Origin of the sequence: Moellerella wisconsensis, from assembly GCF_022592395.1 — a bacterium.
Classification (GTDB): domain Bacteria; phylum Pseudomonadota; class Gammaproteobacteria; order Enterobacterales; family Enterobacteriaceae; genus Moellerella; species Moellerella wisconsensis.
Window position 1 is genome coordinate 2431700 of sequence record NZ_CP093242.1, and the last position, 12779, is coordinate 2444478.

The window sequence follows — 12779 nt, forward strand, 5'->3', positions numbered from 1 at the left end:
ATATAAGTATTAATAAAGGAGCCAATAATGACTCCCTTCAATGTTTTACTTATTTAGCACCTGACAGTAATTTACCTTGCGATAAGTTATAGGTCACAATTCCGCCTTCTTTTAATTCGCCGCCTTCTAACTCATAAGAGTGCTTTTGAGCAACTTCAATATAAGATAGAGTGATCATTTCATGAGGCTGACTACCATCATAACCGCTAACATTGTAAGAAATTAAACGGGCTTTAGATAATTTGATTTGAAAATAGACTTTAGCGCCAGAGCCATCCGCTTCAGGTTTAGTAAATGCTATTTCTACCGTTTTACCTTCTTTACCTGGGTTGAAAAGATAAGATAATAAATCTTCTGAGGCACCATCAATTTGTTTCGCGATACTGATAGGCTGAATTGCAACCATACCTGAATCTGCGTTATTACCATTACCAATATCCATAGCAACATTACGCGCTGCCCCCCAGTTATACGATTCAATAGCAAACCAATTTTCGCCATTTAATCCAACAACTGTTGCGCCGCCTTTAACGTCAACGCCTTCAATACGCATATAAATACTAGCCATAAATAACAATCCTTATTATTTTAATCAATCATTACCAACGCAGTGCTGATTTATCTTCAGCCGGTTGGCTATCCTTTTTGGTCATATCCCCAGTTAAGGGGTCTTCTGTTAATGTAGTTTCAATATTTACTGTTTGATAATATGCAGGTTGAAACTCATTATTAATATCACGAGCATTTTGCATCAATGTTGCTGTTACCTTAGGTAATTCAACCCATTCAGTTTCATTAACACCAGTGATATTAAAAATTCGCTCTATAAAATTATCATTTTTATCTGCTAATATTTCCTGCCATAATTCTTTTAAAGATAATTGTCCCCAACGAATTGACTTTTCAATTAAAAATGAAATAGGGCTATGAGGTTCATTAATTCTAAAATAATGAGCAATCTCTCTTAGTTGCAGGAAAGCTAATTGCCGAGATTTACATTCAAAATTTGAATTGTCATTTATATTACTACTATTCAATCCTATAAAGCTATTAGCTGATTTTACTTCTTTATAATCTAATGAGTTATCTATAATTTGATTATCGCTAATAATATTATTAACTTCTGGCTCTATAATAGAAGCTATAATTCCCTGTGAAATATTATCTAATCCTTTAATATAAGACTCAATTATTTTTATAAAAAATAAAAAACTACTTTTATTTTTCTGATATTCTGATTTGTTCAATATAGTTTGAATATGATGTAAACTTTTAACACACAATAATAATGTCTGTTGTTTTTGCCTAATAACCTGTTGTTCTTGTTTAACTGTCGATACTAAGCTCTGTTTTAACGCAGCACTTTCACCTCTTCTTTCAGCTTGAGTATATTGATAAAAACTCACTCTACCAACAAAGGGACTCAACATAAAAGGCGTATAGTATAAGCAGCTTTCTATACTGTCGCCCAAAAATAACTCTAATTCTTTATATTTTATTTGTTCACATTCCAGACTGTCTTTTTTATTTGAATTTTCAATATTCGGTTGCAGACTCTCCCATTGTTCTGTCAGTAATATTTCTAGCCATGACAAACTTAATTGTAATGATTTGAAGGAAGAGTCTAAAACTATCTGGCTACATAAAAACCAACCAATCAAACTTAAATCTCGAGCTTTATATTTAAAAATGGATAATAATTCTTCTGATAGTTTATTCCAATGCGATATATTTTCCTTATCTAATATATCTATTTCATCCTGTTGTGGATTTGAAATTAATTTTCTCAATGAAGTTTGTGATATATTAAATAAATTCCTTAATGGGCGATATAAAACATTATCTTCTTTTAGATAAACACCCTGTGGTGAATTATTAGTAATTGGCACTAATAATAATTCTATATCATCAGACTTTATTAACATTTATAATACTCTATTAGAAAATTAAACTATTTATTCATCAGGAACACTCTCCCAGGTTAAACTTATTATCGACATAGAATATTAAGTCTTTACTTTTATTTTTAATAGCTACAATAAAAAAGGCTGAATTTCATAAATTCAGCCTTCAACTAAAAAAATCTATTATTTAGCCACAATAACCATTGCCGGTCTTAATAAACGACCATTCAATGTATAGCCTTTTTGCATTACATCCATCACGTGGTTTGATTGATGTTCAGCAGATTCAACTAAAGTAATTGCTTGATGTACATCTGGATTAAACGGTACATTGGCTTCGGCTACAACCTCCACACCAAATTTAGCCACGGTATCTAAAAATGATTTCAGTGTAAGCTCTAAGCCTTCAATCATCGGCTTAGAGGCTTCATTTTCATGATCTACCGCTTCTAATGCACGTTCTAAGTTATCAATCACCGGCAATAATTCATTTGAAAAACGCTCTAACGCAAATTTATGCGCTTTTTCAACATCCATTTCTGCACGACGACGGATATTTTCCATCTCAGCTTTTGCTCGTAAGATCTCATCTCGCTCACGTTTTTGGGATTCTTCAAGCTGCTTTTCCAATTCAGCAATACGCGCCAAATCTACATTCTCTGCCGCTTGAGGATCTTCCTGCTGTGTCTCTTGCTGCTGCTCAACATGATCTTTGTGAGATTCTGTTTGCTCAGTGGCTTGTTCATCATGTATGTTTTGGTCTTTACTGCTCATGAATATCTCCGCGTATTTAGCATTATTCCCATATCAGGTTATTATGGGGATCAAAAATAGGGAATCAAGGGAAGTGATGTTATGAGAGGACAAAAATCGTGCTAACAGATACAATTATTGCTGAAAAACACTTTAATTCTATAGGGATAGTCGGACATCCTCGCCATCCCGAAGCCCTTGCGACCCATGAGCTTTTATATCATTGGTTAATTTCTAAAGGCTATCATGTCATTATCGATCAACAAGTCGCCAAAGAACTCAATTTAAACGATGCTATAACCGGTAGCCTCACGGATATTGGACAAATAGCCGAATTGGTTGTCGTGGTTGGCGGGGACGGTAACATGCTGGGTGCGGCGCGGATTTTATCTCGCTATAAAAATAAAGTTATTGGTATTAACCGAGGAAACTTAGGTTTTCTGACCGACCTTGATCCCGACAACGCCTTACAACAACTATCAGAAGTGCTGGATGGTCATTACCTTGAAGAATCGCGCTTTTTGCTAGAAGCGCAAGTAATTAAACAAGGACAAAAAGCGAGAAAAAGTAATGCAATCAATGAGATTGTGCTGCATCCGGGCAAAATAGCTCATATGATAGAATTTGAAGTTTATATCGATGATCGTTTTGCTTTTTCTCAACGCTCTGATGGCTTAATTATTGCTACTCCTACTGGCTCTACAGCCTACTCTTTATCTGCCGGCGGCCCTATTTTAACCCCAAATCTTGATGCGATTGTTCTTGTCCCAATGTTTCCACATACTCTCTCATCTCGCCCTTTGGTTATCAGTAGTAATAGTAGTATTCGATTGAAATTCCTACGTAATAATATTGATTACGAAGTCAGTTGTGACAGCCAAATCATGCTACCAATCCAAGATGGCGAAGAAGTATTAATTAAACGTAGTAATAAAAATTTAAATTTAGTTCATCCTAAAGATTATAATTATTTCAATACATTAAGCTCAAAACTAGGCTGGTCGAAAAAAACTTTTTAATTTTTTAATCCGTCCCTCTTCACTGTATAAAAAAACAGTTTATACTGTATGCATAAACAGCGTGTAATTATACACAGGAGAGACTGAGATGCTGACCCAATTAACTATTTCACATTTTGCTATTGTCCGCGATCTTGAAATTGATTTTCGCAGTGGCATGACAGCCATTACCGGTGAAACAGGTGCAGGAAAATCCATTGCTATCGACGCTTTGGGACTGTGTTTGGGTAACAGAGGCGATAGTAATATGGTTCGTCCCGGTGCCAATCGTGCAGATATTTGTGCTCGCTTTTCATTAAATGATGCACCATCTGCACATCAGTGGCTGATTGACCATCAATTAGATGACCATAATGAGTGTTTATTACGCCGGACTATCTCTGCAGATGGTCGCTCTCGTGGCTTTATTAATGGTACTGCCGTCCCTCTCTCTCAATTACGCGAACTTGGTGCCTTATTAATCCAAATTCATGGCCAGCACGCCCACCAATTATTATTAGATGGACGACATCAAAAGTTCTTATTAGATGCCTATGCTAATCAACAACCGTTATTAGCTGAAATGCGTTACGCTTGGAAAAATTGGCATCAAAGTTGTCAAGAATTAGCGCTATTTCAACAACAAATGCAAGAACGTGAATCACGTAAGCAACTGCTTGAATACCATTTAAAAGAATTAGATGAATTAGCACCATTGCCCGGTGAATATCAAGATATCGAACAAGAATATAAACGATTGGCTAATAGCGGGCAATTCTTATCATTAGGGCAAAATACAATAGAAATGCTTACTGATAATGATGATAGCAATATCATTTCAATGTTAAATACAGCTAAGCAAGAGATGGCAGAATTGATCTCAATCGAACCAAAATTTGAGAATTTGCTCAATATGCTCGAAGAGGCTGCTATTCAAGTCAGCGAAGTCAGTGATGAACTAAGACACTATTGTGATCAGTATGAACTTGATCCTAATCGTTTATTTGATTTAGAACAACGCTTATCAAAACAAGTAAGCTTAGCGCGTAAACATCATATATCTCCAGAGGAGCTGCCGGCACTTTATCAGCAATTATTAGACGAACAACAAAAACTGTTGAATCAAGATGATGATTGCCAACTATTGTCCGACCAAGTCAAAATATACCACCAAGCAGCACTTGATATTGCTGAAAAATTACATACTGCCAGATTACAGTTTGCCCAAGAATTAAGTGAATTAATAACATCGAGCATGCATCAACTATCCATGCCACATGGTCGATTTACAATTGATCTCAGCTTTGAACCAGAACATTTACAAATTGATGGTGCTAGCCGCGTCGAATTTAATGTCACCACTAATCCAGGGCAACCTCATCAATCACTAGGTAAAGTTGCTTCTGGCGGCGAACTATCACGTATCGCACTTGCGATACAAGTAATTACTGCTAAAAAAATGGATACACCAGCGCTTATTTTTGATGAAGTCGATGTTGGTATTAGTGGTCCAACCGCAGCTATTGTCGGAAAATTATTGCGCGAACTCGGAGAGTCAACACAAGTTATGTGTGTTACCCATTTACCACAGGTCGCAGGTTGTGGTCATCATCATTTTTATGTTAGTAAAGAAACAAATGGGCTCGAAACAGAGACTCATATGCAATTGCTTGATAAAAAACAGAGATTACAAGAGCTAGCGCGATTATTAGCTGGGGGACAAGTTACTAAAAACACATTAGCCAATGCAAAAGAATTGCTAGCAGCATAATATTTGACAACCTTTTCTTCTCCTTGTGGTCAGAGAGACAATGAGGAAAGGTTTTCAATTGAATCAATGTCGATTATCATTGATGTTCTGACTCCACAAGGAATGAGATAACCATGCGTTATAAACTGTTAACTGCTGCTGCAATGTCACTCGTTTTAATGACTACAGGTTGTTCTATGATGGAACGTCTTGTTTATCATCCTGATATTAATCAGGGAAATTATCTTACTGCGAATGATGTTGCGAAAATTAAGAAAGGGATGACTCAACAGCAGGTTGCCTATACGTTAGGATCACCAATGCTGACAGACCCATTCGGCACACAAACGTGGTATTACGTTTTCCGCCAAGAGTTAGGCCATGATCCTGTAACTCAAGAAACATTGACTCTAACTTTTGATAATAGCGGTGTTTTAACCGATATTAAAAATGAAAAAAATCTTGCTGCGCAAAAAGCGATGGAAGATAAGTTAGCTCAACAAGCACAAAATAAAGAATAGTGATATGTATTAGTCATCAGTATAGGAACCGGATTGTAGATATACGATTCGAAACTATTCCAGTACAGTAGCAGTACTTTTTCTCGCTAGTAACGTTACTAATGACAAAAAATTAAAACCAGACATAGTTAATACTGTCTGGTTTTAATTATCTATCTAGTAAATTTATCACTAAGCTAGATTGTACAATTAATTTCATTGTAAATAAACTTAGGTTGTAAACAGGCTAGAACAGTAATCCAAGATTACGAATGTTTTTTCTCTTCTTTCGATCTCTCTGCTCGCTGACGACGTAATTCTTTAGGATCAGCAATCAGTGGTCGATAAATCTCTATCCGATCACCTTCTTTAACTGCATCTGTCAGCTTGACGGCTCGACTATATATACCCACTTTATTCTTTTTAAGATCAATATCATCACGTAAAGATAAAATACCTGAAGCAATAATTGCTTGTTCAACAGTTGCGCCTTCAGCCACAGTAACATGTAATAAAAATTGCTTATCCGGTAATGCATAAGCGACTTCAATATTTAACTTAGACACGATAAACTTCTCTTGCTCGTTGAGTAAATGCTTGCACCATATTTCCAGCTAAGTCTTTGAAGATTTTGCCAAAAGCTAATTCAATCAGTTTATTAGTAAATTCAAAATCTAAACTAAATTCAATTTTGCAAGCCTCTGAGCTTAATGGGGTAAAAATCCACCCGCCCGTTAATTTCTTAAAAGGCCCCTCAACTAATTGCATTCGAATACGTTGACTATCTTCTAATAAATTGCGAGTAACGAATGTTTTGCTGATCCCCGCTTTAGAGACTTCAACCGCTGCCGTCATTTCTTCAGCCGATTGACTAATCACTCGGCTTCCAACACAGCCCGGTAAAAATTCCGGATATGAGACGACATCGTTTACTAATTGATACATTTGTTCCGCGCTATAAGGCACTAACGCAGAGCGGCTGATCTGTGGCATATTTGTTCCTATCACCAGAAATTAATTTTATTATATCATTGTTAATTAGCGAAACAAAAAGCAAAACCTAGACTGTGTAATAATCACACAATTGGAAAAATATCCTTACACAGAGATTTCTTTAAGCACAAGTTGCAGTATAATGGCGGAATTATGACAAAGAAAAAAGCCCATAAACCCGGTTCGGCTACTATAGCCATGAATAAACGTGCACGCCATGAATACTCTATTGAGGAGGAATTTGAGGCGGGATTAGTGCTGCAAGGCTGGGAAGTAAAATCGCTACGTGCCGGTAAAGCCAATATTAGTGAAAGCTATGTTTTGCTAAGAGATGGTGAAGCCTTTTTATTTGGTGCAACAATCACACCAATGCATGTTGCTTCTTCTCACGTTGTTTGCGATCCAACTCGCACGAGAAAATTATTACTTAACCAACGAGAGTTAGATTCGCTTTACGGGCGAGTCAATCGCGAAGGTTATACTGTTGTTGCACTTTCAATGTATTGGAAAAATGCCTGGAGTAAGGTTAAAATAGGCGTTGCTAAAGGTAAAAAAGACCACGATAAGCGCTCTGATATCAAAGAACGTGAGTGGCAATTAGATAAAGCACGTATAATGAAACATTCTGGACGCTAAGCCCTAGCTTTTTAGATGAATTTTCTGTTATACTTGCAAAATAGTACTTGGGGCTGATTCTGGATTCGACGGGATTTGCGAAACCCAAGGTGCATGCCGAGGGGCGGTTGGCCTCGTTAAAAGCCGCAAAAAAATAGTCGCAAACGACGAAAACTACGCACTAGCAGCTTAATAACCTGCATAGAGCCCTCTCTCCCTAGCCTCCGCTCTTAGGACGGGGATCAAGAGAGGTCAAACCCAAAAGAGATCGCGTGAATACCTTGTCTGGGGTTGAAGCGTTAAAACTAATCAGACTAGTTTGTTAGTGGCGTGTCAATCCGCAGCTGGCAGGCGAATGTAAAGATTTGACTAAGCATGTAGTGCCAAGGATGTAGTAATTTCGGACGGGGGTTCAAATCCCCCCAGCTCCACCAAATTATCTTCTAAGGACGTCCAAAGAAGACTGAAAAGCCCGCTAACTCAATGAGTTGCGGGCTTTTTTATGTCCTGCGCAGTCTGATGTCACCTAATTAAATCCAATCATCTTAGGCACCTTGATAGGCACCTCGCAAACCTTTATAGTTTTTGAGGTGCCTAAAAACAATGGAACATCAAAAATGGCAAGACAAACCAAACCCTTATCAGTAAAAGAGATCGACGCAGCAAAGCCCAAACAGAGTGATTATGTCCTCTATGATGGCGATGGATTAGAGCTATTAGTTAAATCCAATGGCAGCAAGCTGTGGTCATTTCGCTATACTCGCCCTATCACTAAAAAACGCGCTAAAAAGAGCCTAGGAGCTTACCCCGCAGTCAGCCTTGCTGATGCGCGTCGTTATCGCCTTGAAGCTCACACACTGCTCGCTAAACAGATAGACCCACAAGACCACCATAAAGAACAAATCCGTAACAGCTTAGAAGCTAAGACAAATACCTTTAAACTCGTTGCTGAACGTTGGTGGGAAGTGAAGAAGTCCACTGTAACAGAAGACTACGGTAATGACATTTGGCGCTCACTTGAACGAGATGTATTTCCCGCCATAGGCGATATCAGCGTTACCGATATCAAAGCACATATATTGGTTCAAGCAATACAACCTGTTCAAGCCAGAGGTGCACTAGAAACCGTTCGTCGCTTATGTCAGCGTATCAACGAAGTGATGATCTATGCTCAAAATACTGGCTTAATTGATGCCGTACCGAGTATCAATATTGGCAAGGCTTTTGAAAAACCCAAGAAAAAGAATATGCCAAGTATTCCCCCTGATCAGCTACCAAAGCTCATGCAGACAATGCGTACAGCTAGTATTAGCCTATCTACTCGATGCCTGTTCATGTGGCAGCTACTCACCATCTCGCGCCCTGCTGAAGCCGCTGAAGCTCGTTGGGACGAAATCAACTTTGAGACCAAGGAATGGAAGATACCGGCTGCTAGAATGAAAATGAACCGTGAGCACACTGTTCCATTATCTGACGCTGCTTTGGCTATCCTAGAGCTAATGAAACCATTAAGTGGTAATCGTGAGTTTATCTTCCCTAGCCGTATCAAGCCTACCCAGCCAATGAACAGCCAAACCGTCAATGCCGCACTAAAACGCGCTGGATTCGGAGGTGTATTGGTTTCTCACGGTCTTCGCTCAATTGCAAGTACCGCACTCAATGAGCAAGGCTTCCCACCTGATGTGATTGAAGCCGCCCTAGCCCACGTTGATAAAAACGAAGTTAGACGTGCTTATAACCGCAGTGATTACTTAGAGCAAAGACGACCAATGATGCAATGGTGGGCTGATTTTATTGAGGAGGCCGATAGGGGGAGTATTATTGATGGTGGGATCAGGGGGATGTCGCTAGTTGGATAATTTGTGTACCAGCTCAAATCTGAGCGGGTACAATAATAGTACAGAGCTAGGTATCATTTAGACGTCAGCTCTGCTCTGTGCTGTGAGTTCAAGAGGTCATTGTCTGAAGGCTCTGCCAGCTCGTTATTGTCCCATTTCGTGTTTTGGCTCGTTAGCTCAATCGAGAATTCTCACTCCTGCTGCCAGACAGATTCTTACCTATTTGCCTATGTTTGGCCTTACCAGAAATCGACTAACAATGTATGGGTATACAGTTATATTTAAATTTAGGCATTTTTGTACGATTTTAACACAGGATTAGTGCGCACCAATTCCATTCTAAATAAATAAAGCTTTATAAAATCAATTAACTATAGAATCTTAATTTTAGTTAATAGGTTTGAAAAACGAGTATGTGCGTTTTTCCAGATGGCGTATTTGGCAGAAAGCTGATAACTTATTTGTATACAGATAGTTAACCGTGCGCATTTTTACTGGTCTACCGGGGTAAATGCGCATGCGCATGAATAAAATATTAGGCCTATACAACATACTGCCATCACCATCGGGAATAAATATGACAGACGAGAAAGCAATAATCGTAGTTGATGCTGGTCACCTCGTTTCACCAATCGGTGAACTCAATGCGCAATTAGAGGGGTATCTCGTAAACGTTGGGCTCCCTGTTAATGATGTTGTTGCACCAATAGCTGAAAGAAAAAAGGTCATTGCACAACTCGCTGATGCTCTGGAAATACTTCCTCACGCTGATCGTGGAAAAGCCCACTACCTATCGCGCTTTACGATTGCAATAGCTGCTGGGCTTTTTGATGGCGCGCTAAATTATCTTTGGGACGAAACCGTCAGGGCTCTTCGCCGCCAAGTCATTAGCTTTGATATTCAATATTTTTATTCGGTTGCCGAGAAAATCAGCTCCCGCTACAAGTCGCTTTCAAAGCCAGAAGAAATCGATCAAGTTAGCGAGCATGATCTATTGGAAGGGTGCCGCCGAATTGGGTTGGTAACTGATGTTAACTACCAACGATTAGAGCATGTTAATTACATGCGCAATCATGCAAGTGCTGCACACCCAAACGACAACGAAATCGATGGCTACGAAATGCTTGGCTGGCTGGCGACATGTCTTAAACATGCCATCACCGCAGAGCCAGACCATTCTCTAATTTCCATCAAGCAACTTCTCCAGAACATTCGTACGGTAGCCATCCCAAGTGGTGACTTTTCTGTAATCTGTTCTGATTTAGCAAAACAACCGCAAGAGCGGATTGATGACTTCCTCTGGACGTTATTTGGTATATACACGGATGATAAATCAGCTCAGCATGCAAGAGATAATATTGAGGGCATTAGTCCGGACGTCTGGATTGCTGCAACCGAAGACAGAAAATACGAAATTGGCGCCAGATTCGGAATACTCCGAAAAAATGGAGAGGTCGCGAAGAAGGATGCCTGCCAGAAATTCTTGGAAGTAGTGGGTGGTCTCGCATACAAAGATGAAGACAGCCTTGCCGGCGAACTGATAGAAAAGCTTGAGAACCTCTATCGTGCGCACTTCGGATCAAACAATTTTTATAACGAATATCCCCATGCAAAAGCACTGAATGATAGTTTGCCCGCGACAGGAAAAATTCCCCGTGCGGCTCGGGCAATATGGGTCAAGGTAATTTCCATTTGCTATGTCGGCAACGGGCATGGATACAGGCAAGGAGTGGACGAGCAAGCCCTCCCGTATTATCAAAACTACATAAGTAATTTCACCGAAGGAGAAGCGGTCGAATTCATCAAACTCTTCTTAGAACCTGAATTTGCCAGCCCGCTATCACGAAGCACCCCAGATAAACGAGCCCGTGATTTGGCAACGATCCTGAAGACCAAACACACAAACGTTCATTTGCAGCGAGCGCTCGATTTAATCATTACAGCCCCCGCGAAGACTTTGTATGGTCTTTACAACACGACAGACTTCAAGAATGTTGTTCCAAATCTTCCAGCCTAACAAATCGTTCCAGAGAACTTCGAAAAAGCGTAGCTTTTTGAGGTTGTTGACGAAGCGGGATAAAAGCGCGGTTTTTCCCGCTTCGTGTTATCAGCCGAAAATCAATAAATTGATTTTCCTTGTTTATTTCAAAACCCCTAACGACTGCTGGCAAACATAATATGTTTGTCAGCAGTCTGAAAAAGCGTAGCTTTTTCTTTACCCCTGAACTCATGCGTTATGTTTAAGAGGTTAGTTTGAGCGGTATAAAAATAACTTTTGCTTATGATAGCAATGGTATCCGTGTGGATGCGGAGTCTTATGGGGCTCTCCCTATAGCTCATCCTCTTATAAGTCCAGATAAAAATGCTGAAGCGTTTTTGGAGCATGTGAATGGATATAAGCGTGAAAGCTACGGCAAACAGCAATTCATCCTGTCCATTTCCCCTAAAACAGAACAGTTAATATTAAATTTTCCCCCTAATTTTTTCAGGAACCATTTAGAAAATTCTAATTCAATATCTTTTTAACTATTTTTCATTCTAACCGTCTTTTCCATTGCTTTTTTAACCAAATTATTATCTTCTCTAGACCAATCCATTATTGTTCTATATAAATTCTCATACTCTTGCCCTACATAGTCATCTTCTTTTTGTAACGTCAGAATATAATTTCTCAATTCCAACTCTATAGCTTTCACTGCTATACTCTTTTTTTTCCATTTTTCATCTCTAGGCTGGCGTTCAAGTAACAACATGTATGCACGCTGTTGTATATCAACCATATATTTGTTACGTAATTTTCCTCCTTTTCTGCCAGCTTCAGTTCTTTGCTTGCTTAATCGATTTACTTCTTTGCTATAATTACTGAAGAGACCCAAACCAAAACACTCGCTTAGCATCTCAATACTTTTCAATAAAGATCGGATAGCAATAATTTTCAGATCTGCTAAGTCACTGTTATTACAACGCATTGCTAATCTATAATTAACACTTGACCAATAAATCCTGTCTAGCAAAAAGTCATTAACTCCTGTGTGCATATTTATTATTTTGGTATCTCTGCTTAAACACAACCTTTCGTGCAATTTGAATTTACTCCGATATTTTAAAATGCGTTCATATAGTTCACTGACTTTACCCTCTACACGATGATCTAGATGTATGTAACCAGCCCTATATAACTCACCCATTAAACCGATTGTGTCAGGCTCTAGAGTTACTAACATACAAATTGCATCATCTTTCGATTTTTTTGTTAATCCTCTCCAACCTTTATCTATTTCTTCAAATAATTGCCTCTGCTTAAAATGTACCTGTCGTTTTGCCTCATCAAAAAACACATTATAATCAATCACTTAAAAAATCCCGAAATAATAAATTAACTTAAATAGCAGAATTTTTGCTTGCTGTATATTTACTTTCTCTGATAT

The 12779-nt window shown here is 38.7% G+C and carries 13 protein-coding genes and 1 other RNA gene; 8 read left to right on the forward strand and 6 right to left on the reverse strand.

What is annotated here, in order from left to right:
- Nucleotides 1-49 precede the first annotated feature (49 nt).
- From MNY66_RS10675 to grpE, 3 genes are all read right to left on the reverse strand, one after another.
- On the reverse strand, nucleotides 50-568 hold the full coding sequence (locus MNY66_RS10675) for an Hcp family type VI secretion system effector (RefSeq protein ID WP_047257445.1): 519 nt from the start codon (nucleotides 566-568) through the stop codon (nucleotides 50-52).
- Nucleotides 569-599: 31 nt separating this feature from the next.
- On the reverse strand, nucleotides 600-1925 hold the full coding sequence (locus MNY66_RS10680) for a type VI secretion system protein TssA (RefSeq protein WP_241500821.1): 1326 nt from the start codon (nucleotides 1923-1925) through the stop codon (nucleotides 600-602).
- A gap of 162 nt (nucleotides 1926-2087) precedes the next feature.
- Complete coding sequence (grpE, locus tag MNY66_RS10685; RefSeq protein ID WP_047257443.1) at nucleotides 2088-2678, reverse strand: nucleotide exchange factor GrpE; 591 nt, start codon at nucleotides 2676-2678, stop codon at nucleotides 2088-2090.
- Between the two features lie 116 nt (nucleotides 2679-2794).
- On the opposite strand from grpE, the gene nadK reads away from it, so the two are divergent.
- The 3 genes from nadK to bamE all read left to right on the forward strand — a co-directional run bounded on the left by nadK (nucleotide 2795) and on the right by bamE (nucleotide 5926).
- Entirely contained in the window at nucleotides 2795-3676 is an 882-nt protein-coding gene (gene nadK, locus MNY66_RS10690) for an NAD(+) kinase (RefSeq protein WP_156171086.1), read from the forward strand.
- A gap of 88 nt (nucleotides 3677-3764) precedes the next feature.
- Nucleotides 3765-5426 carry a DNA repair protein RecN gene (recN, locus tag MNY66_RS10695; protein ID WP_241500822.1) on the forward strand — a complete coding sequence of 554 codons (1662 nt, stop codon included), beginning with the start codon at nucleotides 3765-3767 and terminating at the stop codon, nucleotides 5424-5426.
- Between the two features lie 113 nt (nucleotides 5427-5539).
- Nucleotides 5540-5926, forward strand: a complete 387-nt coding sequence (bamE, locus tag MNY66_RS10700; RefSeq protein ID WP_047257440.1) for an outer membrane protein assembly factor BamE — start codon at nucleotides 5540-5542, stop codon at nucleotides 5924-5926.
- 245 nt (nucleotides 5927-6171) lie between these two features.
- Here the strand turns inward: bamE and MNY66_RS10705 are convergent, their stop codons facing one another.
- Both MNY66_RS10705 and MNY66_RS10710 read right to left on the reverse strand, forming a co-directional pair.
- Entirely contained in the window at nucleotides 6172-6471 is a 300-nt protein-coding gene (locus MNY66_RS10705; RefSeq protein WP_047257439.1) for an RnfH family protein, read from the reverse strand.
- Complete coding sequence (locus tag MNY66_RS10710; RefSeq protein WP_047257438.1) at nucleotides 6464-6898, reverse strand: type II toxin-antitoxin system RatA family toxin; 435 nt, start codon at nucleotides 6896-6898, stop codon at nucleotides 6464-6466. Before MNY66_RS10710 ends, MNY66_RS10705 begins: the two co-directional genes overlap by 8 nt.
- A 153-nt stretch (nucleotides 6899-7051) precedes the next feature.
- On the opposite strand from MNY66_RS10710, the gene smpB reads away from it, so the two are divergent.
- The 5 genes from smpB to MNY66_RS10735 all read left to right on the forward strand — a co-directional run bounded on the left by smpB (nucleotide 7052) and on the right by MNY66_RS10735 (nucleotide 11877).
- Nucleotides 7052-7534, forward strand: coding sequence for an SsrA-binding protein SmpB (smpB, locus tag MNY66_RS10715; RefSeq protein ID WP_047257437.1), 483 nt, complete (start codon nucleotides 7052-7054; stop codon nucleotides 7532-7534).
- Between the two features lie 49 nt (nucleotides 7535-7583).
- Nucleotides 7584-7947: a transfer-messenger RNA gene (gene ssrA / locus MNY66_RS10720) on the forward strand.
- A gap of 183 nt (nucleotides 7948-8130) precedes the next feature.
- The gene (locus MNY66_RS10725; protein ID WP_241500823.1) at nucleotides 8131-9372 is read left to right on the forward strand and encodes an integrase; all 1242 of its coding nucleotides are present in this window, start codon (nucleotides 8131-8133) and stop codon (nucleotides 9370-9372) included.
- A gap of 556 nt (nucleotides 9373-9928) precedes the next feature.
- The gene (locus MNY66_RS10730; RefSeq protein WP_241500824.1) at nucleotides 9929-11368 is read left to right on the forward strand and encodes a hypothetical protein; all 1440 of its coding nucleotides are present in this window, start codon (nucleotides 9929-9931) and stop codon (nucleotides 11366-11368) included.
- A gap of 236 nt (nucleotides 11369-11604) precedes the next feature.
- A complete protein-coding gene (locus MNY66_RS10735) occupies nucleotides 11605-11877 on the forward strand; it encodes a hypothetical protein (RefSeq protein WP_241500825.1) in 273 nt (90 codons plus the stop codon).
- Here MNY66_RS10735 and MNY66_RS10740 read toward each other — a convergent pair.
- A complete protein-coding gene (locus MNY66_RS10740) occupies nucleotides 11874-12704 on the reverse strand; it encodes a hypothetical protein (protein ID WP_241500826.1) in 831 nt (276 codons plus the stop codon). The genes MNY66_RS10735 and MNY66_RS10740 overlap by 4 nt on opposite strands.
- Between the last annotated feature and the right edge of the window lie 75 nt (nucleotides 12705-12779).